This window comes from Streptomyces sp. RKAG293, from assembly GCF_023701745.1.
In the GTDB taxonomy this organism is placed as follows: Bacteria; Actinomycetota; Actinomycetes; order Streptomycetales; family Streptomycetaceae; genus Actinacidiphila.
The window spans coordinates 4,283,462-4,310,013 of the sequence record NZ_JAJOZB010000001.1; the positions used below are offsets into that span (position 1 = coordinate 4,283,462).

At 73.3% G+C, this 26,552-nt stretch carries 22 protein-coding genes; 5 read left to right on the plus strand and 17 right to left on the minus strand.

Annotated features, from left to right (window positions below; all coding sequences use genetic code 11):
* Positions 1–4 precede the first annotated feature (4 nt).
* The 5 genes from LNW72_RS18795 to LNW72_RS18815 form a co-directional block, all read right to left on the minus strand.
* On the minus strand, positions 5–520 hold the full coding sequence (locus LNW72_RS18795) for a DUF6879 family protein (RefSeq protein WP_250976476.1): 516 nt from the start codon (positions 518–520) through the stop codon (positions 5–7).
* Entirely contained in the window at positions 492–734 is a 243-nt protein-coding gene (locus tag LNW72_RS18800; RefSeq protein ID WP_250976477.1) for a hypothetical protein, read from the minus strand. The genes LNW72_RS18795 and LNW72_RS18800 overlap by 29 nt, the downstream gene beginning before the upstream one ends.
* Positions 735–858: 124 nt before the next feature.
* Positions 859–2,010, minus strand: a complete 1,152-nt coding sequence (locus LNW72_RS18805; protein ID WP_250976478.1) for a PDR/VanB family oxidoreductase — start codon at positions 2,008–2,010, stop codon at positions 859–861.
* A gap of 27 nt (positions 2,011–2,037) precedes the next feature.
* Positions 2,038–2,913, minus strand: a complete 876-nt coding sequence (locus tag LNW72_RS18810; protein ID WP_250976479.1) for a metal-dependent hydrolase — start codon at positions 2,911–2,913, stop codon at positions 2,038–2,040.
* Positions 2,910–3,932 carry an alpha/beta fold hydrolase gene (locus tag LNW72_RS18815; RefSeq protein WP_285369627.1) on the minus strand — a complete coding sequence of 341 codons (1,023 nt, stop codon included), beginning with the start codon at positions 3,930–3,932 and terminating at the stop codon, positions 2,910–2,912. Before LNW72_RS18815 ends, LNW72_RS18810 begins: the two co-directional genes overlap by 4 nt.
* Positions 3,933–4,172: 240 nt before the next feature.
* Between LNW72_RS18815 and LNW72_RS18820 the strand changes: the two genes are divergently transcribed.
* Complete coding sequence (locus LNW72_RS18820) at positions 4,173–5,900, plus strand: von Willebrand factor type A domain-containing protein (RefSeq protein WP_250976480.1); 1,728 nt, start codon at positions 4,173–4,175, stop codon at positions 5,898–5,900.
* A 61-nt stretch (positions 5,901–5,961) separates the two neighbouring features.
* On the opposite strand, the gene LNW72_RS18825 is transcribed toward LNW72_RS18820, so the two are convergent.
* Genes LNW72_RS18825 through LNW72_RS18835 form a run of 3 tightly spaced genes read right to left on the minus strand, consistent with a single transcriptional unit; the run spans position 5,962 to position 8,766 of the window.
* Positions 5,962–7,314 (minus strand): DUF2786 domain-containing protein, encoded by a 1,353-nt coding sequence (locus LNW72_RS18825; RefSeq protein ID WP_308401974.1) that lies wholly within the window; start codon positions 7,312–7,314, stop codon positions 5,962–5,964.
* A 46-nt stretch (positions 7,315–7,360) separates the two neighbouring features.
* Positions 7,361–8,329, minus strand: a complete 969-nt coding sequence (locus LNW72_RS18830; RefSeq protein ID WP_250976481.1) for a M56 family metallopeptidase — start codon at positions 8,327–8,329, stop codon at positions 7,361–7,363.
* Entirely contained in the window at positions 8,326–8,766 is a 441-nt protein-coding gene (locus tag LNW72_RS18835; RefSeq protein ID WP_250976482.1) for a BlaI/MecI/CopY family transcriptional regulator, read from the minus strand. Before LNW72_RS18835 ends, LNW72_RS18830 begins: the two co-directional genes overlap by 4 nt.
* A 115-nt stretch (positions 8,767–8,881) precedes the next feature.
* Here LNW72_RS18835 and LNW72_RS18840 point away from each other — a divergent pair, with 115 nt between their 5' ends.
* The gene (locus LNW72_RS18840) at positions 8,882–9,661 is read left to right on the plus strand and encodes a DedA family protein (RefSeq protein ID WP_250976483.1); all 780 of its coding nucleotides are present in this window, start codon (positions 8,882–8,884) and stop codon (positions 9,659–9,661) included.
* Entirely contained in the window at positions 9,658–10,245 is a 588-nt protein-coding gene (locus LNW72_RS18845; protein WP_250976484.1) for a phosphatase PAP2 family protein, read from the plus strand. The genes LNW72_RS18840 and LNW72_RS18845 overlap by 4 nt, the downstream gene beginning before the upstream one ends.
* 63 nt (positions 10,246–10,308) lie before the next feature.
* On the opposite strand, the gene LNW72_RS18850 is transcribed toward LNW72_RS18845, so the two are convergent.
* The 6 genes from LNW72_RS18850 to LNW72_RS18875 form a co-directional block, all read right to left on the minus strand.
* Positions 10,309–15,117, minus strand: a complete 4,809-nt coding sequence (locus tag LNW72_RS18850) for a DNA repair ATPase (RefSeq protein ID WP_250976485.1) — start codon at positions 15,115–15,117, stop codon at positions 10,309–10,311.
* Between the two features lie 43 nt (positions 15,118–15,160).
* Positions 15,161–17,224: an SPFH domain-containing protein gene (locus tag LNW72_RS18855; RefSeq protein WP_250976486.1), complete on the minus strand. Its 2,064-nt coding sequence runs from the start codon at positions 17,222–17,224 to the stop codon at positions 15,161–15,163.
* Positions 17,225–17,383: 159 nt separating this feature from the next.
* A complete protein-coding gene (locus LNW72_RS18860) occupies positions 17,384–18,082 on the minus strand; it encodes a hypothetical protein (protein WP_250976487.1) in 699 nt (232 codons plus the stop codon).
* A 191-nt stretch (positions 18,083–18,273) separates the two neighbouring features.
* Positions 18,274–19,356 carry a helix-turn-helix domain-containing protein gene (locus LNW72_RS18865; protein ID WP_250976488.1) on the minus strand — a complete coding sequence of 361 codons (1,083 nt, stop codon included), beginning with the start codon at positions 19,354–19,356 and terminating at the stop codon, positions 18,274–18,276.
* Positions 19,357–19,450: 94 nt separating this feature from the next.
* Positions 19,451–19,696: a Sec-independent protein translocase subunit TatA gene (gene tatA, locus LNW72_RS18870; RefSeq protein WP_250976489.1), complete on the minus strand. Its 246-nt coding sequence runs from the start codon at positions 19,694–19,696 to the stop codon at positions 19,451–19,453.
* A 208-nt stretch (positions 19,697–19,904) separates the two neighbouring features.
* The gene (locus LNW72_RS18875) at positions 19,905–20,537 is read right to left on the minus strand and encodes a response regulator transcription factor (RefSeq protein WP_308402144.1); all 633 of its coding nucleotides are present in this window, start codon (positions 20,535–20,537) and stop codon (positions 19,905–19,907) included.
* Between the two features lie 150 nt (positions 20,538–20,687).
* On the opposite strand from LNW72_RS18875, the gene LNW72_RS18880 reads away from it, so the two are divergent.
* Positions 20,688–23,213, plus strand: a complete 2,526-nt coding sequence (locus LNW72_RS18880) for an FtsX-like permease family protein (protein WP_250976490.1) — start codon at positions 20,688–20,690, stop codon at positions 23,211–23,213.
* Between the two features lie 89 nt (positions 23,214–23,302).
* Here the strand turns inward: LNW72_RS18880 and LNW72_RS18885 are convergent, their stop codons facing one another.
* The 3 genes from LNW72_RS18885 to LNW72_RS18895 all read right to left on the minus strand — a co-directional run bounded on the left by LNW72_RS18885 (position 23,303) and on the right by LNW72_RS18895 (position 25,874).
* On the minus strand, positions 23,303–24,619 hold the full coding sequence (locus tag LNW72_RS18885; RefSeq protein WP_250976491.1) for a hypothetical protein: 1,317 nt from the start codon (positions 24,617–24,619) through the stop codon (positions 23,303–23,305).
* Between the two features lie 78 nt (positions 24,620–24,697).
* Positions 24,698–25,207 (minus strand): SigE family RNA polymerase sigma factor, encoded by a 510-nt coding sequence (locus LNW72_RS18890; RefSeq protein WP_250976492.1) that lies wholly within the window; start codon positions 25,205–25,207, stop codon positions 24,698–24,700.
* 94 nt (positions 25,208–25,301) lie between these two features.
* Positions 25,302–25,874, minus strand: coding sequence for a GtrA family protein (locus LNW72_RS18895; RefSeq protein ID WP_250976493.1), 573 nt, complete (start codon positions 25,872–25,874; stop codon positions 25,302–25,304).
* Positions 25,875–25,993: 119 nt separating this feature from the next.
* Here LNW72_RS18895 and LNW72_RS18900 point away from each other — a divergent pair, with 119 nt between their 5' ends.
* Positions 25,994–26,542: a GNAT family N-acetyltransferase gene (locus tag LNW72_RS18900; RefSeq protein WP_250976494.1), complete on the plus strand. Its 549-nt coding sequence runs from the start codon at positions 25,994–25,996 to the stop codon at positions 26,540–26,542.
* Positions 26,543–26,552 lie beyond the last annotated feature (10 nt).

Genomic DNA, 26,552 nt, shown 5'->3' on the forward strand with positions numbered 1-26,552 from the left:
TTCTCTAGACGGCGAACTCTGCGTGCGGAACTGCCCGCTTCCAGATTTCCTCGAATGCGGACGCGCTCAGGTCCACCACGCTCGGATCATCAACCAGCTCGTCTTCCACCACGGCACCGTCTCCGGAGAAGTGATGAACCCGCAGGAGTTTTCCGTCGAATGCCCAGAAATCGTTTCCGGGCAGAAGTAGATCCCTGGTCTTCCGGCGCGGAAGCCAACGCACCTGCTCGCCTGCCGCAACGTTGGCAGTCGTTGCGTAGTGCTCCCATCGGATGTATTCGGAAACAGGTTCCGAAACGATCCGAGCCCGACGGATCTCAACACCTCGTGCCACCGCATCGGAGATCGTCGTATGGAAAGGCTGCCACCAGGTTGCGCGATCCTCCCAGTCGGTCCTGTGCCCCGCCCGCCAGGCCGCAAAGCGCTCGTTGTCGCCGTAGACGTCACGCATCTCCAGATGAACAGCCGACCGCCCACAAGCGGCCAGCAGATCAGCGAAGGGCGGAACGTTCTGCGTCATCGCATGCCTTTCTCAGCAATGGCACCATGCGCGCCGGAATGCGAATCACCGCTTCGTAGCCGGGCAGCGAACCGGTCTCCTGGCACTTCGATTCGGTCGCGTCGTCGGCCTTCCAACCCTGGAGTACCAAGTCGCCCCCCTCTGCGTCCACCCACGCAGTGGGGCAGTGGTCGGTGTCGGTCTCAGGGTCCATGCCGATGAACTGAAGATCCATGTCGGCCTCCCGCGCGTGGTGGGTTGCTTCAGCTTGCACCACCATCACTTCCAACGCCGACGCTCGTCAAGGAGGCCTCGCTGCACCGATGTTGGAGCGGAGCAGGCAAGCAGGTGAGCCCGTGCTACACGTCGAGCGTGATCCTGCCGCCCTCGGACGCCGCCCTCGAGACGCAGATCAGCATGTTGGTGTCCGTGCGGCGGGCTGTCGGGCTGCCGGCGTGGGCGACTTCGCCGGTGAGGACCGGGAGGCGGCAGGTACCGCAGAAGCCCTGGCGGCAGGAGTAGCCGGTTTCGGGGCGCTGTTCGGCGAGGACGGAGAGGGCGGAGCGGTCGGCGGGGACCGGGAGGACCGGGCCGTCGGGGCCGAGTTGGAGTTCGAAGGGGGTGCCGTCGACGACCGGGGCCGCCGCGAAGCGCTCGAAGTGGAGGCCGCCGGCGCCGGTCGCGGGGAAGGCGTCGCGCACGGCGGTGATGAGGAGCGGGGGTCCGCAGAAGTAGACGGAGGTGCCGGGGCCCGCTCCGGACAGCAGCTGTTCGGGGGTGGGGATGCCGTCCGTGTCGTCGGTGCGGACGGTGACCCGGCCGGCGGCGCCGGCGCTGGCGTCCAGCTCGTCGATCTCGTCGAGGAACGGCAGGGTCGCGCGGCTGCGGCCGGTGTAGACGAGCCGCCAGTCGGCGCCCGCCGCGGCGGCGGCGCGGACCATGGGGAGGATCGGGGTGATGCCGATGCCGCCCGCGATGAACAGGCAGGCGCCGCCCGGCGCGTAGGCGAAGGCGTTGCGCGGGCCGTGGGCGCGCAGTTCCGTGCCGGGGGTCAGCGTCTCGTGGATCTCGCGGGAGCCGCCTTCCCCGTTCGCGAGGCGCCGTACGGCGATCCGGTACGTGGTCCGGTCGGCGGGGTCGCCGCAGAGGGAGTACTGCCTGCGGCGTCCCGACGGCAGGTCGAGGTCCAGATGCGAGCCCGGGTGCCAGCCCGGCAGCGGGCCGCCGTCGGCCGCCTCGAAGCGCAGGCTGACGACGTCCTCGGCCTCCTGCCGCACCTCGGTGACGACGAGCCGCAGCGAGCGGTCGACGGGGCGCGGCTCGCGGCGCTTGCGGCGGGCGCTCTGCCACAGCAGGAAGGGGGTGACGCGCGCCAGCAGGGCGAGGACCGGGTCCGGGCGCGGGTCGGTGGCGCTGCGCGGTGGCGGCGTCCACGCGTCGTACTCGGTCCTGGTCCCGGGCTCTTCTGTCCCGGCATCGGTCCCGGTCCCGGTCTCTGTCTCGGTGCTCACGTTCGGTCCTTCGACGAGTGGAACGGGTCAGCGGTGGGCGGCGCGCGCCGCGGGCGAGGCGGCGAGATAGGCGACGGCCTGGGTCGTCGAGCCGTACTGCGAGGGGTGGTAGCCGGGCCGCAGATAGCCGAAGTACAGCCGCACCAGGCTCTTCGGGCTCGGCAGCACGCCCTTGCGCGAGGCCCGGGACCAGTCGCGGAAGCGCGGCTTGTCGCGGCCCGCGATGCGCTCGGGGTCGGCGGCCATCAGGTGGCGCAGGCCCCGCACCCACCAGTAGACGAGGACGGGGAAGGCGACGACATGGGCGCGCACCCGGTTGCGGTAGCGGCCGTCGAGGTGCGTGAACAGGTCGTAGGCGACCGCGCGGTGCTCGACCTCCTCCGCGCCGTGCCAGCGGTACAGGTCGAGGATCGCGGGGTTGTGGTCGGTGCGGTCGATCGCGTCGGCGTTGAGGATCCAGTCACCGAGGTACGCGGTGACGTGCTCGATCGCCGCGATGATCGCGATCCGGTCGATGATCCAGCCCTGCGCCTTCTTCCCGGTCAGCTCCCGGTCGCCGAGCATCTTGCTGAAGAACCAGCGCAGTTGGTCGGTGTAGGGCGAGGTGTCGAAGCCGACCTTCTTGAAGTGCGTGAGGACGGTCTGGTGCGAGGCGGAGTGCGTCGCCTCCTGACCGATGAACCCGATGACGTCCTCGCGCAGCCGGTCGTCCTTGATCATCGGGACGGCCTGCTGGAAGACGGTGATGAACCAGTCCTCGCCCTCCGGCAGCAGGATGTTCAGCACGTTCGCGAAGTGCGTGGTGAACGGGTCGCCGTCGATGTAGTGCATCGGCAGGCCCGTCCAGTCCCACTGGACGTCGCGGGGGGTGAGAACCAGGTTGTCCGGTTCGGTCGCGGTCATTCCTGCCCTGCCTTCCGTGCGGCGGTCCGCTCGGGCGTCGTCGCGCCCGGCGTCCGGTCGGTCCGGTCGATGCGGTCGGTCCGGTCGATGCCGTCGATGCCGTCGACCCCGTGGATCTCGTCGATCGCGTCGATCCCGTCGATCCCGTCGATCCTGTCGATGAGCCGTGCCGTGAACTCCGCGACCAGATCGGGGCGGAACGCGGGCAGCCAGTGCCCGCCGTCCACGATGTGGATCTCGGTGTCCGGCGCCCAGCCGGTGATCTCGGTCTGCCACGGCACGAGCACGAACATGTCCCGCCGCGGTGCGAGGACCTGCGCGGGCAGCCCGGCATGGCGGGTCCGGGGCCGGAGGGTGCGCGGCAGCACGTTGGCCCGGTAGAGCTTGAGTCCCGCACGGTTGCGGGACGCCAGTCCCAGGCCGTAGCCGGCCGGCGCCTCACCGGTCTCCAGCCGCCGGGCGGCCTTGGTCACCGCGTCGAGCAGTCCCGCGCGGCAGGCGAGTTCCGCGACGCCGGGCAGATGGAAGAAGCCCACGTATCCGGAGGCGAGCGACTGCCGGGTGAAGTGCCACAGCCTGCGCGGGCTGGGGCGCAGCTGCGCCCGGAACCAGCGGCCGGTGTGGTCCAGGTCCGGGCCGGAGATCGAGGTCAGCGACGCGAAGCGGTGGGCGGTCGCCGGCACGGTCACGGTGTGCCAGCTCTGCACGGAGCCCCAGTCGTGCGCCAGGACGTGCACGGGCGCGTCCGGGCTGACGGCGTCGGCGACGGCGGTCAGGTCGGCGGCGAGCTGCGGGAGCCGGTAGTCCTGGTTCCGGCGCGGTACGCCGGAGGCGCCGGAGCCGCGCACGTCGTACGTCACGACGTGGAAGCGGTCCGCGAGGCGCCGCACCACGCCGTCCCAGACACCGTGGTCGTCGGGGAAGCCGTGCACGCACACGACCGTCGGTGCGGTCGGTTCGCCGTGTTCGTAGACGGCCAGCCGGACGCCGTCCGAGGCCGTGACCCATCGCTGCGACATGGCGGTCACGATGGCAGCTTGTTGACGCCGTGTCTACTAGTGGGCGGAGACTCGTCCGGCCGGATCCGCCGGGCGGGAAACGGGCTCCAGGGGCGCAGTACCGAGCACAGTCCGGGACGGCCCGGGGCATACCGCCCGGCCGTTGCCCCATCGAGACGCTTCCGCAATTCCTCCGATGCCTCCGTCGCGGGCCGGCGTTCGTCACAAGGGCAAAGGCCGACGAGTCCGTGGGGGAATCGCATGAAGCGGTACGAGCAGCGGTACGGGAACCGGTACGGAACGCCCTCCAGAACGCCGGACGGGGAACCGTCCGGGACGCGGGCCGGGACGCGGGCCGGGAAGCGGTCCGGGACCGCGCGTCGGGTCGCCGTGGCGGCGGTGGTCGCCGGCGGGCTGCTGCTCGCCGGGTGCAGCGCCGGAACCCCCGACTCATCCCGGAACGGCGCCGACAAAGCCCCCATGCGCCCGGCGCCCGCGCCGCCGAACCCGAACGGCGGACCCGCCGCGTCGGCGGCCCCGGACGACGGAGCGGCCAAGGACAGCTCCGGCGACGCGCAGAAGCACAGCCAGGCGGTGCCCAGCTATCTGTCCACCTTCGCCCTGGACGTCGACACCGCCTCGTACGGCTATGCCCGGCGCACCCTGGCCGGCGGCCGGCTGCCCGCCGCCGACACCGTGCGCCAGGAGGAGTTCGTCAACAGCTTCCGGCAGGACTACCCGCAACCCGAGGGCGACGGATTCACCGTCACCACCGACGGCGCCCGCACGGACGGCGAGGGCATCGGCACAAAAAGCGAGACCAATAGCGACGACAAGGGTGGCATCAAGGGCACCGACAGCGCGGGCAGTTGGTCGCTGCTGCGCGTCGGTCTGGCGACCCGCTCCGCGCAGAGCGGGAACCGGCCGCCCGCCGCCATGACGTTCGTCGTGGACGTCTCCGGCTCGATGGCCGAGCCCGGCAGGCTCGACCTCGTGAAGCAGGCCCTCGGCAGCTCCATCGACTCGCTGCGCCCGGAGGACTCCCTCGCGATCGTCACCTTCAGCGGCGAGGCGCGGGTGGAACTGCCGATGACCCGGCTGGGCAGCGTCGAGAGCCGCGGCCGCATCCACTCGGTCGTCGACGGCCTGGAGCCGCGCGACGAGACCAACCTCGCCGCGGGCGTGCAGGCGGGCTACAACGAGGCGGTCAAGGCGGCACGGCCCGGCGTCACCAACCGCGTCGTGCTGCTCTCCGACGGCCTCGCCAACTCCGGTGACACCACCGCCGCCGCGATCCTCGACCGCATCGGGACGGCCCGGCGGGACCACGGCATCACCCTGTTCGGGGTGGGCGTGGGCAGCCAGTACGGCGACAAGCTGATGGAACAGCTCGCCGACAAGGGCGACGGGCACACGAGTTACGTCGCGGAGCCCGAAGCGGCCCGCCGGCTCTTCACCGAGCAACTGCCCGCCAATGTGGACCTCAGGGCCCGCGACGCCAAGGCGCAGGTCGCCTTCGATCCGCAGACCGTCAGCGAGTACCGGCTGATCGGCTTCGACGACCGGACCGTCGCGAACGGGGACTTCCGCAACGACGCGGTGGACGGCGGCGAGGTCGGCCCCGGGCACACCGTCACGGCCCTGTACTCGGTCCACCTCAAGCCCGGGGCCTCGGGCCACGTCGCCACCGCCACCGTCCGGTGGCTCGACCCGTCCACCCGGGCTCCGCACGAGCGGTCCGGCACGGTCGAGGCCGCCGCGCTCACGTCCCCGCTCTGGACCGCCGCCCCGAAGCGGCTCCAGGTCGACGCACTGGCCGCCTACTTCGCCGACTGGCTCCGCAACCGCGGCGACGCCGACCGCCTCCCCGGCGCCCCGGGACTGCCGGCCCTCGCCGAGCACGCCACCACCCTGGCGAGCAGCACCGAGGACCCGGCCGTCCGGGAGCTCTCCCAGGCGGTGACGCAGGCACGGCACCTGGCGGGCTGACGGACCGAACAGGCTGAACAGGCTGAACAGGCTGAACGGGCTGAACGGGCCAGGAAAGGCGTTACTGGCGGCCGCCGAGTACGGCCCGGTCGGCCGCCTCGGTGCCGTGCGTCCAGCCTTCGTGGTCGCGGCCCTTGAGCCGGTGCGAGGTGGTGGTGGGGAACATGCGGGTGGTGGTGTCGCGGACCGCGACGTCCCGCGCGGCGAGGGCCGGCAGCAGGCGCTCCGCCGGGAGGTCGGGGGCGTGGGTGGCTTGCTCGGTGGCGTCGGCGAGGCGTTCGCGGATGCGGCCCGCGTAGGCGATGAGGAAGGACTGCCGGAAGTCCTTGGAGCGCGAACCGCCGTGCCGGGCCTTGCCGTTGCGGCTCTTCCCCGCACCGTTCCCCGAGCCGTTTCCCGCGCCCTTCCCCGCGCCCTTCGCGGTGCGCAGCATGGCGGCGTCCGCCTGGACGAGCAGCGAGGTGTAGAGCAGCTCGACGGCCTCCAGGTCGGGCTCGAAGCCGACGACCGTCGAGAAGCCGAAGTCGCCCGCCCACACCGCCTGGCAGCGGTTGGCCGCCGCCACGGCGTCGAGGAGCAGCGCCTTGGCGCCCTCGTAGGGCTGGTCGATGCCGATACGACAGGCTCCAGGACCGTCGGAACCGGCCGCGCCGGCGTCGGAGGCGATGAGGGCCTCGTCGATGCTGTGCCGGGCCATCAGCTGCTGGGCCTTCGAGCTGAGGGCCTCGGCCTCCTCCGGGAAGTCGGTGGATTCGGCCTTGGCGAGCAGGGCGCGGATCCGGCCGAGCAGCGGGGCCGCGTGGCGGTGGGCGGCGGCGCCCGCCGCCGTGGGCGCCGCCACCGGGGTGATCCGGGGCAGCCGTCCGAGCAGCCGCAGGAGTTCCAGGACGGAGACGGCGGCGGAGAAGCCGTCGAGCCGTTCGCGGTGGCCGTGGGCGGTGAGGAGCGTGCCCTCGCCGTTCCACGGGCCGGCCGCCGCCAGCTCGGCGAGCTGGGCGGCCCAGCGCGGGTCCTGCGACGCCGTCGCCGCGGGGGCCGTGCGGGCCTCGGCGGTGATCAGGTCGGCGGCGAGGCGGGCGTGCCCGTCCGTGAGCCGGCGGCGCGCGATGCGCACCACGTCGGCGGGCTGCCAGCCGCGGGTCCAGCAGGAGCGTACGAGCCGGTCGGTGAGCGCGAGCAGCGCGTCGTTCGCGGCGGAAGCGGTGCCTGAGGCGTCAGGTCCGGAGGCAGCGGTCCCGGAGGCAGCGGTCCCGGAGCCGGCGGCGGCCAGGGCCGAGGCGCCGAGGTCGACGGCGTCCTCGGCGTCGGCGTCCGCCGCGTTGAGCGCGCGGAGGTACGCCCGCTCGATCACGTCTTCCACGTCGTTCTCCGCCACGTCCGCCACGTCCGCCGCCTCGCCCTTCAGCTCTCCCACCCGGTCTCCCATTCTGCGGGAGATCCGGGGGCCGGAGATCCGGGGGCTACTCGCCCTGGGCGGTTTCCACGCTCTCGTGGAGGTCGGTGGCGGCCTCGACGGCCGCCGCCGCGGACAGCAGGAGACAGCCGGCGAGGAGGGCGGCCACGAGGCGCCGGCCGCGGGCCTGCCGCGGGCCGGCCGGCGGTGTGGCGTGCAGGAGGGCCTCGACGCGGCGCGGGACGGGGCCCGTGGTGGCGGCGAGCGCGGCGCTGGGGCGGGCCGAGCCGGTCGTGCGAGCCGCCAGGGCGGCCCGCCCCACCGCGCGGGCCGCGAGGCGGCGGTCGCCGACGGCGGACGCGGCGGACTCGTCGGCCCAGCGCTCCAGCGCGTACGAGAGCGGCGCCCGCAGCCCGCGCAGCAGCGGATGGCAGGTGGCGGCGAGCGCGGCGACGACGATGAAGCGGTGGTGGTGGCCCGCGAGATGGGCGCGCTCATGGGCGAGCAGCGCCTCGCGCTCGCCGGGCCGCAGGGCGCGCAGCATGCCGGTGGTGACGACGATCCTGCCGGGCCGGCCCGGCAGGGCGTACGCGTCGGGGTCGCTGTCCTGGAGGACGGCGAGCTCGCCGGAGGCCGCGCAGGCGCCGGTGGCGGCGCGGGCCCGGGCCATCTCGGCGCGGTAGCGGTGGCCGGCGAGGGTCACCGCCCCCGCGCAGACGGCGAGCAGGACCGCCGCGACACACGCGGCGGGAACGGTCAGGCCCGTGCTGCCGAGACCGGCGAAGCCGCCGAGCCCGTCCGAGCCGGCGGTGAGCAGCGGCAGCGTGAGATGGCCCAGGGCGGCGACCGGTGGCAGCAGCAGAGCGCCCTGGGCGGCCAGCAGGACCAGGGCCAGGGTGCTGCTCGCGGCCAGGACGGCGGCCGTGCACGCCAGCAGCCAGGCGGCGGCGCGCGGGGCGAGGGACGCGGCGAGCCGGCGGGCGACGGGGACGGCGAGCAGCGGCATCAGCAGCGGCGGAACGAGATCGGGGTTCACCGGGAACCGCCCCTCTCCCCCGTACCCGCTTCCGCGCCCGTGTCCGTACCCGATTCCTCCCCCGTACCCGGTTCCGCGTCGTCCAGGAGGGCGCGGAGCAGCTGCTCGTCGTCGGGGCTCAGCTGCGACACGAAGCGGGCCAGTACGGTCTCCCGGTCCTGCTCCTTGTCGAGCTCGGTGCGCATCCGGCGGGCGGCCAGGCCCGGTGAGTCCTGGGTGGGGGTGTACGCGTAGCCGCGCCCCGACCGGGTCCTGGCGACGGCGCCCTTGTCGTGCAGCCGCGCCAGGATGGTGGTGACCGTGGTGCGGGCGAGGGCACGCCCGAGATCGCGCTGGACGTCGGCGGGAGTGAGCGGTCCTCCGGCGGCCCACAGCGCCGCCAGGACGCTCGCCTCCAGCTCGCCCGGCGGGCGACGCGCCGGATGTGTCTCTGGCATGGAACGCCCCTTCCACCTGATTCGTCTACAGTGCTGTAGACCGTCTACGCGACTGTAGTCGGCCGGGTGCGGCGCAGCTCGCCCCCGCAGCCCATTATGGGAGGGCCCTCCGCCAATGCCCCTGTCCCTGGCCACGCCCCTGCTGGACGCCGTTCCCCAGGCAGCACCGCTGGCGGTCAACGTCCTGGACGCCCACGACCTGCTGGCGACGTTCGGCGCGATCGGCATCGCCGTCGTGCTGTTCGCGGAGACCGGCCTGCTGATCGGCTTCTTCCTGCCCGGCGACTCGCTGCTGTTCACGGCCGGTCTGCTGTGTGTGCCCGGTGCGTCGGACGTGGTGCATCTCTCGCTCTGGCAGGTCCTCCTCGCCGCCGCCGCGGGGGCGCTGGCCGGTGCGCAGACCGGTTACTGGATCGGCCGGCGGGGCGGACCGCCGCTGCTCGCCCGGATCCGCAATCCCCATCTGCACGACGGCGTCGGCCGCGCCGCCGAGCTGCTGGAGCGGTACGGGCACGCCAAGGCCGTGGTGCTCGCGCGCTTCGTACCGGTCGTCAGGACCGTGCTCAACCCGATGGCGGGCGTGCTGAACGTGCCCGCGCGCACCTTCACGCTCTGGCAGATCATCGGCGGTCTCGTCTGGTCCGTGGGCCTCGTGCTCGGCGGCTACGCGCTCGGCTCCTCGGTGCCGCACGTGGACAAGTACCTGCTGCCGATGGTCGCGCTCATCGTCATCGTCTCGCTCACCCCGCTCGCGCTGGAGCTGTACCGCTCACGCGGCCGCGTCAAGACGGCCCGGGCGGCCGGGGCAGGCGGGGCGGGGGGCGGCACCGGAACCGGGGCGGGGTCCGGGACAGGGTCCGGAGTGGGGCCCGCCGACGCACCGGAGAGCCTGTGAACTCCGGCATCGACGCGGGTCTCTACTCCTGGATCACCGGTCTCGCCCAGCGCGTACCGCGACCCTTCGACACCCTGATCCAGGCGTGGAGCGACTACGGGCTCGCGGTGTTCGCCGTCCTCATGCTCATCGCCTGGTGGCGCGCCCGGCAGGGCGACGCGGCCCGGATGGCGGGGGCGCTGTCCGTGCCGGTCGCCGTCGTCGTCGCCTACGCCGTGAACGACGTGCTCAAGATGGTCTTCGACGAACAGCGGCCGTGCCGGACACTGCGCGCCGTCACCGTCGAGGCCTGCCCGGCGCGCGGTGACTGGTCCTTCCCCAGCAACCACGCCGCCATCGCCGCGGCGGCGGCCGTGGCCCTGCTCGTCATCGACCGGGGGCTCGGCCGCCTCGCGGTGCCCGCCGCGCTGTTCATGGCCGCGTCGCGGGTCTGGATCGGGGTGCACTACCCGCACGACGTGCTCATCGGAGTGATCGTCGGCGCCCTGGTCGCCCACCCGCTCGTGCGGCACGCGCACCGCGCCGCACCGGCCGTCGAGCGGCTGCGCGGCACGAAGCTGAAGCCACTGCTCAGAGCCGCGTAGCGGCCGCACCCGAGCCGGCCGAGGCGGAGCCGGCCGCGCCCGAGCCGGTCGCGCCGGAGCCGGTCAGGAGACGGCAGAGGCCACGGCGGCCGCCTTCACCTCCGCCCAGCGCGACGCCTGCTCCACGGTCTGCCGGCCGCGGAGTTCGGCGAGCTTCAGCAGCGCCGCCTCCGCGCCCGCCGCCAGCGTCTGCGCCTCCGCGCGGTAGTGGTCGTCGATCACGGCCTCCACCTCGGCCTCGTTCATCGCCGGCACGATCCGCTCGCTCAGCTTGTTCATGTTGCGGTACGAGCCCTGCAGCAGGAAGGGCGGTTCGGTGCGCGTCGCGTCCGTCTGCCCGGCGGAGGCGATGTATTGCGCGTTCACCGCCAGTACGGTGCCGCGCACCCGCAGCAGATGCCGCAGCACGGCCAGGATCCGGTCCAACTCGCCTTGTTCGTAAGGGTGGACGAGTCGGTCGGCGCGCGCGGACGGGTCGCCCCCGGCGAGCCGGACGAGCAGTTCCAGGTCCGCGCGGCCCCGGGTGGAGAGCGGGGCGAGCACCTCGTTCGAGGTGAGGGCGTTCTCCAGAAAGCTCAGCGCGAACAGCGTCTCGCGGCCGGTCACGGCGTCGCCGAGGTTCCAGACGTCGGCCCGGTTGGCGAGCATGTCGGGGACGCGGAAGACCCGCCCCGACTCCGTGTACGGGTTGCCCGCCATGCACACCGCGAAGCGCTTCCCACGCAGGTCGTAGCTGTGCGCCCGACCCTCCCGTACACCCTCGACCCGGCGCTGCGCGTCGCACAGCGGGATGAACTTCTGCAGGAGTTCCGGGGACGTGTGCTGGATGTCGTCCAGGTACAGAAGGGTGTTGGTGCCGAGCTCCAGCGCGAAGTTGATCTTCTCGACCTCGCGGCGGGCGGTCGCGTCCGGTGCCCGCTCCGGATCGAGGGACGTGACGGCGCTGCCGAGCGCGGGCCCGTCGACCCGCACCAGCACCAGGCCGAGGCGGCTCGCCACGTACTCCATCAGCGTCGTCTTGCCGTAGCCGGGCGGCGACATGAGCATCAGCAGACCCATCCGGTCCGCCTTCTGCCCATCACCGGCGCCCGCCGTCCCCGCCGTGCCGAGCTGCTTGGCGAGGTTGTCGCCGATCAGCGGCAGGTAGACCTCGTCGAGCAGTGCGTTGCGCACGAACCCGTTGAGCGGGCGCGGCCGGAAGTCCTCCAGCCGCAGCCGCGACCGTTCGGCCGCCACCAGGGCGGCGCGGTCCCGCTGGTACGCGCGGTACGCCGGCACCTCCTCGGTCCTGAACCGCCCGGTCCTGGCGAGCACTTCGTCCAGCCGGACGGTCAGGGAACGGCCGTCGATCCTCGGGTGCGCGCCCAGCAGCCCGCCGACGGTCGCCGACAGGGTGGCGTCCGACTCGTAGTGCGTCAGTTCCTCCCCGCACACCAGCGCCGTCACCGCCTCCGCCTGGTCCTCGCCCCCGCCGAAGCTCTCCAGCCAGGCGTCCGCGAGGCGGTAGCGGGCCGCCAGGTCGCCGCCGAGCGTCTGCAGATCGTCCAGGAACTCCTTGTACGGGACGGCCTGCGGCCCGCCGAGTGCCCCGGCGAACCGCTCGCGCAGCACGCGGGCCGGCGCACCGCCGATGAACCCCTGCCGGGGGGTGGCGAGTTCCTCGACCAGGTACTCGCCCAGGAGACCGAGCCCGTCGCGCGGCCGGGGCACCTCGGCGAGCCCCGCCCCCGTCAGGAACTCCCCCGCGCACACGGCCAGTTCCTCCGCCAGACCGGCGAGCGCCGGCGTGGGGCCGAACAGACCGCGGGCCCGGCTCAGGGACGTGGCCCGGGTGGTCCACGCCGTGCGGGCACCGGCGTCCGGGCCGTACGTCCAGAAGAGCTGCGCGGCGGCGCGGACGGCGGACGGGTAGCGGAGCAGGCCGGCCGTGGAGTGCAGGTCCAGCAGCGCGCGCAGCAGGGCGACGGTGTCGTGGTCGTGGACTCCGCGCTCATAGCCCTCGTCGAGGCGGGACGAGGCGGCGGACCGGACGAGGGCCGCCAGTTCCCCGTCGTCCGCGCCCGGCGGCACCTCGGGCAGCAGCGTCGCCGCGAGGTACTCCGCGCGGTAGACGTCCGGGGACTCGGAGACCAGCGGGCGGTCCCAGAAGCGGCGGGTGGCGGCGAAGGCCGCGTCCCGCACCGGAGCGCGGTAGTCGGTGCCGGTGACGGTGAACGCGAGACCGCCCTCGTGCGGGACCAGGGCGAGGTCCAGGGGCTGGGTGTTGACCGCGAACCGGTGCCGGCCGAGGCGGATGGCCGCGCCGCCCGCCTCGTACAGGTCCAGGCGGTCGCGCAGCGCGCGGCCCGCGTCCTGGCGGGCGGCGGCGAGGTGGCCGTCGAGCTCGGTGCCGCGCGCCGGGTCGCCGAGGGCCCGCAGCTCGTCGGCGACCTTGCGGACCTTGGCGGCCATGGGGTCGGACGCGAAGTAGGTGTTGATCTCGTCGAGGGTCGCCAGGCCCGCCGCGCGGCGCCGGACGCCGTCGAGGATGCGGGCGGCGGATCCCGCCAGCCGCTCGGTGCGGCGGGCCCGTTCGTCCGTGAGGGTCTGCCGGCGCGCGGAGAAGGTCTCGTAGATCTCCTCGCGCCGGGTGCCCAACTCGGCGAGGTACTCGTCCCATTCGGCGAACCGTGCTTCGAGGTTCTCCAGCTGGACGAGGAGCCGCCCGAGCTGTTCGTCGCACGCCTCCGGCGTGTCGGCGGCGGCGCGGGCGCTGCCGACGGACTGCGCGAGCAGGGCGAGTTCCGCGGCGAACTCGGCGCGGCCCTCGCTGGTGAGGAGTTCCCGGCGGCGGGCGTCGAGGAGCGCGCGGGCCCGGTTCACACCGCCGAGCACGTCGGCGATCCGCGCCAGGATGCCGGTCCTGACGGTGGCGTCGGCGATCTCCAGGGTGCCGACGATCCCGGTGACGGTCTCCAGCGCGGCGGCCTGCTCGGCGAGCCGTTCCGCGACCGGGACCGCGTCCGCGACGACCGCGATGCCCGCCGCCTCGGCGCCCGCGCGCTCGACGCGTTCCCGGTAGTCGGCGAAGGCGTCCTCGCGGGAGAGGTGCGCGACGGCCCGGTGCGCGGCGGCGGTGAGATCGGCGTCCAGTCCGGCCGCCAGCTCGCCGATACGGGCCGGGTCGGCGTAACGCAGCTCGCGCAGCGTCTCCAGCCTGCCCTGACCGGCCCGCAGTTCCGACAGCTGGCCCACCCAGTCGGCGGCCGACTTCGGGGCCTCGCCGCGCGCCCGCCGCACCACCGACGCGATACGGGCCGCGGCCTCCTCCACGGCCCCGGCCGCCCGCGCGGTCAGCGACTGCACCTGCTCGTACTCGGCCAGCACCTGCTCGGCGGTGCCCCGCACCTCCTGCAGCGGCCCGCGCAGATCCCCCAACTCGGCCTCACCGAGCCAGTGGTAGCGGTCCAGGACCCGCGCGCACGAGACGGCCAGTGCCTCGAAGACGGCGGCGGCCGGCGCGGTGTCGGCGACCGTGCCGGCCACCGAGAGGCAGTCGGAGATGCCGCGCACCAGGTCCGGGTTGCCGATCCGCTCCAGCGGCCCGGTGCCGACCGGCTGCGCGGCGGCGTAGCTGTCGGAGAGGTACGGGGTCCGCCAGCGGTGCAGCGGGTGCACGCGGGTCGGTTCGTCGCCGGCCGCCCGCATCGTGACGAGCGTGCCGTCCTCGAACAGCGCGTGGCCGTGCGTCCGGATCGGCGTCGCCACGGCCATGCTGATCATGTTGTACGGGAGCAGCAGCCGGCGTCCCGTGGCGGCGGCGTGGAACACGTACAGCAGGTCCTCGCCGTTCGCCGAGCGCACCAGCCGCTCGAAGGCGAAGCCGCTCTCCGGCTCCAGGCCGCCGACGTCGGCTTCGTCACCGGCGGCACCGGCATCGTCGAAGGTGCGGATCGCGCCGGTCGCCAGGCAGTAGCCGCCGGGGAAGATGATCCCCTGCTCCTCGGGCAGCCGGCGGCACGCCTGCCCGATCGCGTCGAGCCGCGCCACCTCGCCGGTCCGGGTGTGGACGACCAGGTGGCGCCACGCCGTCTCCTTGTAGGGGCGGACCCGCAGCACGAGCAGCGGCCCGACGACCGCGTACGCCACCTCCGCGTCGGCGAGCGACTGCAGCGGCTCGTCCACCGGCTCGGTGTGGTCGTTGACGGTGAGCGTCCCGCCGGTCACCGAGACCGAGACGCCGCCGGGCAGCGCGATGTGCGGCGCGCGGGACGGGACGGCAGGAGTACCCGGGACGCCCATCGTGCCGGGGACGCCCGGGACGTGGTCGTCGCGGGTCGCCTCCGTCCAGGTGAAGTCGTGGGCGGGCGGCACCACATGGTCGCGTTCGCCGCGCGCGTCGAGGTACGTGGCGGAGCCGTCCGCCGCCAGCCGCCAGCGCAGCACGCGGACGTCGTCGACGGCCGGCCCGGTCCGGAAGACGGCCAGCAGCCGGCCGTCCAGGGGGCGCAGCCGGGTGAGCCGCGTCTGCCGGTAGTAGCGGTACAGCTCGTCGAAGTCCCGGACGAAGTGCGGGTCGTCGAGCAGCCCCGGCACGGGCTCCCCCTGCACGCTCAGCACGTCGCCGACCGCCGGCTGCCCGTCCGTCCGGCCGCCCGGCGCCGGGTTGGCGCCGAACAGCAGCCGTTCGCCGACGGGCGCGATGTCGCACGGCACGCAGGCGTGGCCGGTGCTGATCCGGTCGGTGCCGGCGAGCCGCAGTTCGGCCGAGCCGAACACCTCCTGGCGGCGCGCGTTCAGCGCCTCGGCGCGCGCCGCCAGCGTTCTGGCCGACGCGGCCAGCCGGTCCCGCAGGACCTCGTAGGTACCGGCATCGATCCGGGTCTCAGACACTTCCCAGCCTCGTTCACTCAGTGGTGTGTGCGGGTGGTGCTGTTCAGCTGCGCGCGGCGACGGGCTTGGCACCGTTGACCGCGGGAGGGTTCGGGGCAGCCGGGGCCGCGCCGCCGAGCGCGTCCAGCGGAAGCTGCCCCAGGCCCAGCGCGTTCGCCTGGTCGAGCAGCTGCTGCAGTCCACCGGACTGCGGGCCGCCGGACGCGATGAGCCGCATCAGGAGCGCGGAGACCGTCAGGTTCTGGACGCCGCCGCTCCCGAGGGAGCCGAGCACCCGGGTGGCGTCCTCGGTGAAGCGCGACGATCCGTCCAGCCACGGCCCGGCCAGCGCCCTGACGGCGTCGGAGCTGTCCACGAAGGCGTCGACGCTCTTGCCCAGCGACATCGCCCCGACCACCCGGTCGAAGAAGACGCTCTCGCCGCCGACGATGCTGATGTTCGCCGACTCCAGGCCGGTGGCGAGCACCGTGGCCTGCGCCTCCGCGACCTGGCGCTGCATGTCCAGGCTCGCGAGCCGGATGTCCTTCTCCGCCGCCAGCCGCAGCCGGTACTCCTCGTGACCGCGTGAGGCGTCGTCGAGCGCGGCCATGGCGGCCGCCTTGTCGGTGAGGCCCGCGGCCTCCTCCTTCAGCCGGCGGCCGATGCCCTCCGCCTCGACGGTGTTCTTCTCCCGCGAGACGGCCGCCTCCGCGAGTCCGACCTTCTCGATCGCCTCGGCGCTGCGCTCGCGCACCTCGACCTCGGCGAGCCCGGCGGCCGCCGCCTCCGCCCGCGTGCCCTCGGCCAGCCGGATCTTGGCCTGGGCGTCCAGCTCGGACGCCTGCTTGCGGGACTCGGCCATGGTCAGCGCCTCCCGCGCCCGGTGGGTCGCGGACTGCTCGGCCGCCTCCGCGGCCTTGATGTCCTTGACGAGCTTCTCCTGCGCCTGGCCCTCGGCCCGCACGATGAGCGCCTGCCGCTCCCGTTCCGCCTCCTGCACCAGCCGCAGCGCCTTGATGCTCTCCTCCTGCTCGGCGACGGTGCGGTCCACGGCGATGCGCTCGCGGATCACATCGGCGACCTCACGGCGTTCCGCCTCGACCTCCTTGTCCTTGGAGATCCGGGACAGTTCCGTCTCGCGCTCGCGGGCGATGACCTCCAGCAGCCGGTCCTTCTCGATCCGCTCGTTCTCGACGGCGATGACGCGTTCACGGTTCTTCTGCGCCACGGCGATCTCACGGCCCTGGTTCTCCCGCTGGATGCCGAGCAGCTCCTCGGTCCGGATGAACGCGCCCTGCGAGCCGAGCCGTTCCTCCTCCTGGACGCGCATCGTGGACGACTCCTCCTTGGCACGGAGTGTCTCGACCTCCCGGCGCTGCTTGATCTCGGCCTCGGCCTGCCGCCGTTCCAGCTCCAGGATGGTCTCGCGGGCCTCGACGTTCTGCCGGGTGATCTCCTTCTGCTCGGTGCGCTGGAACTCGTTGGTGCGCACGTGCTCGATGGCGGTCAGCTCGGTGATCTTCCGGATGCCCTGCGCGTCGAGGATGTTGGCGGCGTCCAGCTGGGTCATCGGGGTCTGTTCGAGGAAGTCGATCGCGGCGTCCTCGAGGTGGTAGCCGTTGAGGTCGGTGCCGATGACCTGGATGATCTGGTCGCGGAAGTGGTCGCGCTGGGTGTAGAGGTCGACGAAGTCCAGCTGCTTGCCGACGGTCTTGAGCGCCTCGGAGAACTTGGCGGCGAACAGCGCCTGCAGCGTCTCCTGGTGGCTCGCCCGTGCCGTACCGATCGCCTGGGCGACCTTGATGACGTCCTCGGTGGTCTTGTTCACGCGCACGAAGAACGTCAGGTGGATGTCGGCACGGATGTTGTCCTGGCAGATCAGACCCTCGCGGCCGGTGCGCTTGATCTCGATCGTCTTCACCGAGATGTCCATCTGCTCGGCGTTGTGGAGGATCGGGAGCACCACGGCGCCGGTGAAGGTGACGTCCACGTGCTTGGTCCTGGAGATGATCAGCGCCTGGCCCTGCTCCACCTTGCGGAAGAGCCGGCTGACGGTGAACACCACGCCGAGCGCGATGAGCAGGAGGACGGCGATCAGTACGCCGATCCCGATGGCGGTGGCATCCATGGCGGATCCTCAGTCGAAGAGTGAAGAGTGCGGAGAGGGTGTGGTGGTGGGTGGTGAGTGGTGGGCGTTGGGTGGTACGGGACATGACTGGGTGTCACGTGTCGTCGGACACGTGTCAGGTGAGGGATCGGGGCGGCGGCACGGGCCGCGTGAACCGGGCTAGGTGACCGGGTCGAAAGGTGCGACCCAGAAGAACTCGCCCGCCGGTTCGTACTCGTAGAGGAGCGCGGTGCTCCCGGAGGCGAAGGTGTCCTCACCGGTCTGCCGGACCTGGACGACCGCGGACGAGCCGTCCGGCGCGGTGACTTCGGCCTGGCCGAAGTCCGTACCGACCCGCCCGGTGCGGATGACGCACAGGCTGCCGACGAAGTCCCGCCGCGAGAGCGGCCGCACCTCGGGGAAGAGCCGGCGCAGCGGCCGCACCAGGAGCCAGGTCGCGGACCACGCGCCGGCCAGGGCCACGGCGAGGACGGCGATGCCGAGCAGGACGCGTACGGGGCCGTGCGCGCCGGCGCCGTCCAGCAGCGCGCTGCCGGCGAGGCTCACGAACCAGGCGACGGCGGTCAGCAGCGAGAGGACGACCGTGACCGGCACCCCGTCGAGCCCGGCGGCCGCCAACAGGCCCTCGCCGCCGGAGCCGTGACCGTGGCCGTGGTCCTGGCCCTGGCCCTGGCCCTCATAACCGTGACCGTGGCCGCCGCCGTCCCCGTGTCCCCCGTGGCCCGCGCCGTGCCCCCCGTGGCCATGGGCGGAGACACCGCCCATCAGCGCCAGCAGCCAGAAGCCGATGACGACCAGGAGCGCGAAGCTGAACAGGACGGTCGGGAACGCCAGCGCAGTTCTCACGAACTCCCCCATGGCACTGACCCCCCGATTCCCAACCGCCCGTCACGGAGATGGTGGCACCGGGTGTCGCGCGGCCACATTGCCCGATCCCGGCAATCTTGACGCGCCCCTGACGTCCTACTAACGCCGCTGGGGTCCCGCCGCCGCTCCGTCCTCGACGACGCGCCACTGACCCCGCCCTACGAAGCCGCCAACGACCCGCCTTACAAAGGTCGTTGCGGCCAGTCCAGCAGACGCGCGCCCAGTGCCGCCGTCTCCAGGGTGTAGCGCTGGAGGGCGTCGTCGGGGTCGAACCCGGTGAGGGCCGCGATGCGTTCGAGGCGGTAGCTGAGCGCCCGGACGCTGAGGTCGAGACGGCGGGCGGCCTCGGCGCCCACATAGCCGGCGGCCGCGTACGCCCCCAGCGTCTGCAGCAGCGGCAGCGCGCCGCCGCGTGCCTCCTCCAGCGGGCCGAGCACGGCGCGGACGAGGTCGGCCATCGCCGCGCGGTCGCGCATGAGGACGGGGAAGACGAGCAGGTCGGCCGAGTTCAGGACGCGGGCTTCGAGGCCGAGACGCTCCCCGAGGTCGAGGGCGCTGAGCGCCTCCTCGTAGCTCCTGACCACTCCGCCGGGACCTCCGTGCGGGCGGCCCAGCGCCACCCGCACCTCGCCGGTGAGCTTGACGAAGGCGTCCAGGACGGCCTGTTCCGCGGCGGGCGCGATGCACACGAACCGGCCGCCCTTGGTGGCCAGCAGCACATCGTGGTCGCCGAACCGCCCGGCCAGGTCCCGTTCCACGCGGTGGACGAGGGGATGGGCGTCGTCGTACGCCTCGGTCCCGGTGGCGACGGCCACCACATGGCGGCCGGCCAGCCGCAGCCCGAAGCGCTCGGCGCGCTCGGCCAGCCGCCCCGGGTCGCTGCGCCCGTACAGCAGATCGTCGACGAACTCCCGGCGGGCGGCTTGCTCCTTGCGGACCGCGAGCCGATGCGACCGTTCATGCCCTTCGGCGAGCGCCGCCACTCCGGCCTCCACCGCCGCGAGGACGGATTCGCCGACGTGTCGCAGATCGGCCGCGCTGCGGGCGTCGGCGACGCCGGGCAGCGCCGACCAGGACCTGCGGGTGGCACCCAGGTAGGCGTCGACCAGCTCCCGCAGGCCGTAGCCGGCGTCGGCGGCCCGCTCCCCCAGCTCACGACGGGCCTCCCGCTCGTCGCGGCGCAGCGCGCGGCCGCTGCGGGATATGTCGGCGAGGAGCTCCTCGTACCCGTCCACGTACTCGGGCGGTATGCCCCGTACTGCCACTGCGCGACCCCCGCCACTACCGCGTACTTCCGACTGCCGACTTCCGGGCGTCAGGAACCTATCAACACTGCCGGAATCCGGAAGCGCGGACCCGCTACGACGTGTGCGGGTGCGCCTCGGGTGCAGGGGTCGGCTTGACGTCCCCGGGGGTGGCCGTGGTGGTGGCGGTCGCGGTCGCGGCGGCGTCATCGGCCTTCAGCGCACGCGCCTCGGACTTCAGGATGCGCATGGACTTGCCGAGACCGCGGGCGGCGTCGGGCAGCTTCTTGGAACCGAACAGCATGATCAGAACCAGCGCCACCACGATCAGGTGCCACGGCTCCAGCCCGTTTCGCAACACGGGGATCCTCGCTTCGCGTAGAGATGGGCCAGGGGCGCCCGGGGATATGCGTCGACTGTCGCATTGTCACCCGGGCGGGCGTCCAATCAGCCCCTCAGTGCTCAAAGCATCGGCAAAGGCTGGGCATACCTCCGATGACGCCGCCGGCCGTTCCGGGGGTAGGTCGAGCGGCTCGTCAGGCCCTGGTCAGGCCCTGCTCAGGCCCTGGTCAGGCGCGCAGGAAGGCCAGGACCGCCAGGACCCTGCGGTGGGTCTCCTCGGCGGGCGGCAGGTCCAGCTTGCTGAGGATGCTGCCGATGTGTTTGCCGACGGCCGCCTCGGAGACCACCAGCTCGCGGGCGATCGACGCGTTGGACCGGCCCTCCGCGATCAGCCCCAGCACCTCCCGCTCCCGCGCGGACAGCCGCTCCAGCGGATCGCGCCGGCGGCGCAGCAGCTGGCGGACGACCTCCGGGTCGACGACGGTGCCGCCGTCCGCGACCCGGCGCAGCGCGTCGAGGAACTCCTCGACCTGGCCCACCCGGTCCTTGAGCAGATAGCCGACGCCGGACCCGTCACCCGAGTCGAGCAGCTCGGCGGCGTAGCTGTGCTGCACGTACTGGCTCAGGACGAGCACCGGCAGCGACGGGCGCTGGGCGCGCAGCGCGACGGCGGCGCGCAGCCCCTCGTCCTGGAGGCCGGGCGGCATCCGCACATCGGTGACGACGATGTCCGGGTCGTGCTCGGCGACCGCCGTCCGCAGCGCCTCGGCGTCCCCGACCGCCGCGACGACCTGGTGCCCGAAGCGCGCGAGCAGGCCGACCAGCCCTTCGCGGAGCAGGACGCTGTCCTCGGCGAGCACGATGCGCAGTTCTCGTTCCACGCGCTGGATTCTGCCAGTCGGCGCGGACCGGCCGGAGGACGCGGCGGCCCCAGGGGTAGGGCCAGGCATACCCGAGGACTCCGTCCTGCCGTGCTGTGCGCGCGGCCCGCCGCCGATTGGCTTGGGCGCATGCTGAGAATCGCGCTGCGCACGCTCCGCACCCGCTGGGCCACCTTCACCGGCAGCTTCGTCGCCCTCGCGCTGGGCGTCGGCCTGATCGCCACGATGGGCCTGGCGCTGGCCGCCACCGTCGACGCCCCGCACCGCGCGCCCGAACGGTTCGCGGCGGCCCCGGTGGTCGTGCGCGGCACGGACACCCTGCGGGTCGACACCGCGCACGGGGTGCGCGAGAAGCGGCTCGGCCACCCCCGGCCGGTCCCGGCGGCCACCGCCGCCGCCCTAACCCGGCTCGGCCGCACCGTCCAGGACCGTACGTTCCCGGTGCGCGCGGACGGCGCCCCGGCCGGCACGGTCGGCCACGCCTGGTCGGCGGCGGCCTTCACCCCTTACCGGCTCACCGCCGGCCGCGCGCCTGCCGCCCCCGGCGAGATCGTGACGACGGGCGGCTGGGCCGCACCGGGCGCCCGCGTCACGCTGCACACCCCGGACGGCGGCAGCGCGGCCCGGACGGTCGTCGGCACAGCCCGAACGGTCGTCGGCACGGTCGTCGGAACGGCTCCGGACTCGGGTTTCGAGCACGCGGATTTCGAGCACGCGGATTTCGAGCACGCGGTGTTCTTCACGGACGCGGAGGCGGCGCGGCTGGCGCCCCGGATCGACACGGTCGTGGTGTACGCGGACCCGGCCGCGGTACGGGCCTCCACGCCCGGGGACCTGGACGTCCTCACCGGCGACGACCGGCGGCGGGCCGATCCCGGCCCGGACCGGGACAGCGAGGCGCTGACGACCGTGAACGCCCTGCTGGGAACGGCCGGCGGAGTCACCGGCTTCGTGTCGGTGTTCGTCGTCGCGTCGACGTTCGCCTTCGCCGTGGCGCAGCGGCGGCGGGAGTTCGCCCTGCTGCGGGCGGCCGGTGCCGCGCCGCGGCAGCTCCGGCGGCTGGTGATCATCGAGGCCGCGGTGGTGGGCGCGGTGGCCTCGGCGGCGGGCTGCGTCCTGGGCCGGTTCGGGGCGCCGCGGCTGGCGGCGTGGCTGGTGGAGACCGGCATCGCACCGTCCTGGTTCACGGTCGGCGACGACGCTTGGCCGTACTGGACGGCCTTCGGGACGGGGCTCGGCGTCGCGCTCGCGGGCGCCTGGGCGGCGAGCCGCCGGGCCGGGCGGGTGGGTCCGATGGAGGCGCTGCGCGAGGCCTCGGTCGACAGCCGCACCATGACGGCCGGGCGCTGGACGGCCGGCGGCGGCTTGCTGCTGCTGGGCCTCGGGCTGCTCGTCCGGCAACTGCTCACCGATCCGTCCGACGCGCTGCACCGCAAGACGTACACCACCCAACCGATGCTGCTCATCACGGCGTTCGCGCTGCTCGCACCCGTCGTGGTGGGGCCGCTGACGAAGGCGCTGGCCTGGCTGCCCGCCCGGCTGCCGGGCGTCACCGGCCGGCTCGTACGGGAGAACGTGCTGGCCGGGGTGCGGCGTACGGCGGCCGTCGCCGCGCCCGTACTGATCACCGTCGCCCTGGCCGGGTCCCTGCTCGGGGTCACGGCGACCGTCAACGCCGCCAAGGCGGCGGAGACGCGCGCGCAGTCGGCGGCCGATTTCGTCGTGACGTCGGATGCCGGCGGCCTCGACCCGGCGACCGTCGCGCGGGTCCGGGAACTGCCCGGACTCGACGCGGCCGCCATCGCGCCGACCACCGTGTACCGGCTGGAGGACGGGGTGGCGCTGGTCAGGGACGAGGCCCGCGCCGTCGACCCGGCCGCCCTCGCCGCCGTGACGACCCTCCCGGTGACCGCCGGAAAGGTCACCGATCTCGACGACCGGAGCATCGTCGTCAACGAGGAGTGGCCCGAACACACCGTCGGCAGCCAGGTGGCCGTCTGGCTCGGCGACGGCCGGCGGACGTCACTCCGGATCGCCGCCGTGCTGCGCACCGGCACGGGCGGCAACGGCGCCTACGTCACCCCGCTCAACGCGCCGGGCTCGTCCCCCGACCGGATCGACGTCCGGATCCGGCCGGGAACGGACGTGCGCCGCTCGGCCGACGCGCTCCGGGCCGCCGTGGCGCCCGGCGGCGGGCACGTGCTGAGCAAGGAGCAGTGGCTCGCGGCGAGTTACCCGGCCACCAGCAGACAGACCCGGATCGGCATTCTGCTGGTGCTCGGCATCGCCCTGCTCTACTCGGGCATCGCGCTGGCCAACACCCTGGTCATGGCGACCGCCGACCGTGTCCGCGATCTCGCCGTACTGCGCCTCGCCGGGGCCACGATGGGCCAGGTACTGCGCATGGTGGCCGCCGAGGCGCTGCTCATCGTCGCGGTGGGCACGACCCTGGGCGCGGGCGTCGCCGCCCTGAACCTGCTGGGCGTCAAAGCCGCACTGGCCGCGCTGTCCGTACCGTCCCCCGTCGTCATCCCCTGGACGACCACCGGCACCACGGTGGCCGTCTGCGCCCTGCTCGCCGTCCCCGCCGCGGTGATCCCGGCCCGCCTGGCGCTGCGGGGACGGGCGGTCGAGCTGGCGGGAGGGCGGGAGTAGGGCAGGAGTAGGGCAGGAGCAGCGGTGGGAGCAGCGGTGGGAGCAGCGGTGGAGTAGCTGCGGGCACCACCAGGGCACGCCGTCCGAGCTCAGCCCAGCTTCTTCCAGTCGGGGCTCAGCGCCATCGCCCTGAGACGGTCGATGGTGAACACCGGCGCGGTCCGGGTGGCGGGCTGGTGGTAGCCGCCCGCGTTCAGCTCGGCGACGACGATCCGCCGGCCGTTGGGGCGCAGGATCTGGGCGACCCACTGCACGGTCCCGGCACCGCCCTTCTCCGCCGGCCCCTGGGAGACCAGCACCCGGGTGCCGTCGGCGAGCTTCTCGCCACCCGAGAAGAACGCCAGGGTGTCGGGGTCCTTGGGCGGCCAGCGGTCGACGTTCACCTCGATCAGGGTCTTGCCGTGCCCGTCGTTCACGGTCACATGGGCGAAGCCCTCCGAGTCGTCCGCGTCGCTGCGCTTCAGGCCGGCCGGGATCAGCCCCTTCAGAACGGCGCTGATCGCGGGGCCCGGTACCGAGGAGCTCGCCTCGGCGATGGCGGGCTGCTCGGCCGGGAGTGTGGTGGGCTGACCGGCCGGAGCCTTGGTCGGTCCGAGGGCGTCGAACACCGGCTTCCAGATCTTCACGTTCACCAGCGCCGTCAGCTGCGCGGCGGTCAGCGGGGGGTCGGGCCGGGTGTCCGGGGCGCCCTTCTCCGCCGGGGAGTTCCACTCCATGGCGTCGACGACCTGGCCGTCGCGGGTGGTCAGGGTGGCCCGCCAGTTCTTGGTGTCCACCCGGTGGTCCGGGTACTCGTAGCCCTTGAGCAGGACGAGTACGGAGCCGTCGGCGAGCACGGACCGGTCGCACGAGTCGAACGGCACGTACACCCGGTCCGGGCACCGGGTACCGGAGCCGGGGCCCACGCCCTGCCCCGCCGGTGCGTGGTTCAGGCTGACACTGACCAGACCGGGGCCGTGCCCGTCGTCGTAGACGACCTCCGCGTACGGGGCGCCGATCGGGCCGCCGGTCCCTTCGGCGCCGGTACCGCGCCCCTGCCCGCCGGTGGTCACGCCCGGTGGCAGCGCCGACTTGAGCAGGTTGATCATGTGCTGCGCGGTGACCCGCTCACCGGACGCGACGGCGACCGGTTGCGGTCCGCCCCGCGCGGCCGGATCCTCCGCGACGTGATGTCCGGCCGAACCCGACATTCCGCCCGCCATCAGGCCCCCGACGGCGACCAGCGTGAGCGTCGCCGCACCGCCCGCGACGGCGGCCCTGCGGCGCAGCCGCATCACCCGGCCGCGGGCCGCACCAGCGTCCACCAGCGCCCTGTTGTCGGTGGAGAAGGTGTCGGCGGTGCCCCGTATGGCTTGGCCTAGGTCCTCCTCGAAGGGGTCCGAGGGCGCGAAGGGGTCGAAGGGCATGGGGAACCACCGTTTCGTATGGCGTATGGCGTGGGACGAGCGGCGTGGGGGTGTTGCCATCAGGGGACGTCCGTTGCGTCAGTTCGCGGCGAATTCGGCGAGGGTGCCGCCGAGCAGTTCCCGCAGCTTCGCCAACGCCCTGACGGAGCGCGTCCGTACGGAGCTGGACGAAGCGCGCATCGCGTCGGCGGTCTCCTCGATGCTGCGGTCCTCCCAGTACCGCAGCACCAGCACCGCCCGGTCCTTGGGCGCCAGCCGGCCGAGCGCGTCGAGGAGCGTCAGCCGCAGCGTCATGTCGACCCCCGCTTCGCCCGGCACGTCCGGGAGGTCGGGGGTCGGGCGTTCTCGGTTGCTGCGGCGCCGCTGATGGGAGAGGAAGGCCCGCACCAGGACGGTCTGCGCGTAGCCGGCCGGGTTGTCGATCTTGGAGGCCCGCCCCCAGACCACATACATCCGGCCGAGGGTCTCCTGGACGAGATCCTCGGCGAGATGGGTGTCACCGCTGGTCAGCAGGCATGCCGACCGGAAGAGATGCCCGGCGCGGTTCGCGGCGAAGTCCAGATACCCGTCCGCGTGCGTCTGCCGCATCCACCCCCCATTCGCCGTGTACACCTCATTGACGCGCCAGAGGTGCCTGAATGTTTCACGGCCCGGGAGGATTTCCGCAAGCTTCCCGACGACGCTACGCGGCGACCGCCACCGATCCCTGGCCGAGGGCCGGGGCGAGGGCGGGAGCCGGAGCGACGGACGGGGCGACGGACGGAGTGGTGACCGGGGTACCGACCGGGGTGGCAACCGGTGCGTCGGCCGTCCTGGTGCCGCCCTTGGCGAAGACGATGACCCGCAGGACGACGAAACGGCCGACACCGGCGAGGCCCGAGGCCGAGAGGTACACGCTCTGCTCCAGCAGCGGACCCGGGTTCGGGTGCACCGCGTGCAGCACGAGCAGCGCGGCGGTGGTGAACAGGTAGCAGATCGCCGCGGTGGCACCGGACTTGACGTGGTCGCTCAGCTGGGCCCGTCCGGCCCGGAAGGTGAAGCGGCCGTGCAGCTCGGTGGCCAGCAGGGTGGAGGCGACGGTCACCAGCGCGTTGGCGACCACCAGGGGCAGCCGGCCCGACAGCAGCAGCAGGACGGCGCTGGACAGCAGCCCCACGCCCCCGCCGCACACGACGAACCGCACGAAGGCCGCGATCGGCCCGGTCCTGCCGGTTGGGTGGTCGGTGCTCCGCTCGATGCTCCCCGTGGTCTTCATGTCTCCAAGACTCCCGTACGCCACTGACAGCGCGCTGACTTCAGCCGACCGCTCACTGACCGCCCGCTGACACGGTGCCCGCCGAGCTGTCACGATGGGTGTGATCGCAGGAGGAATGCATGACAGAGGTGTTTCTACGGCGTCTGAGCCGGTGGCAGGCCGAGGCGCAAAGGGAGGCCTTCGCGGACCTCTACGTCGAGTCCTACCTCGGCGCCCAGGGCGAGGAGTTCCACAGCCGGCAGAGCTTTCTGCGGCGCTTCGCGGAGCATGTGCAGCACCCCGGATTCGATATGACGATCGCCGGCGACCCGGCGCTCGTGGGCTTCGCATACGGCTTTCCTCCGGATCGCGGCGGCGAGTGGTGGCAGGGATTCGTCGGCGGGGTCCCGCAGGACCTGGAGGAGCACACCGCCTCCGGCCAGGTCTTCGCCGTCGCCGAGCTGCTCGTACTCCCCTCCCACCGCCGCCTCGGGGTCGCGGGCCGGCTGCAGGACATGCTGCTGTCGCGCAGCGCCGCGGCCGTGGCGTCCGTGCTGGTGGAGACCCCGAACGTGCCGGCGCTGGCCGCGTACCGGGAGTGGGGCTGGTCGAAGAACGGTGAGGTCCAGCGTCGGCACGACCATTCGTTGACGGTGCTGGAATCGTGGAGCCGCAGCCTCGCGGATTAGCGGAGCCGGG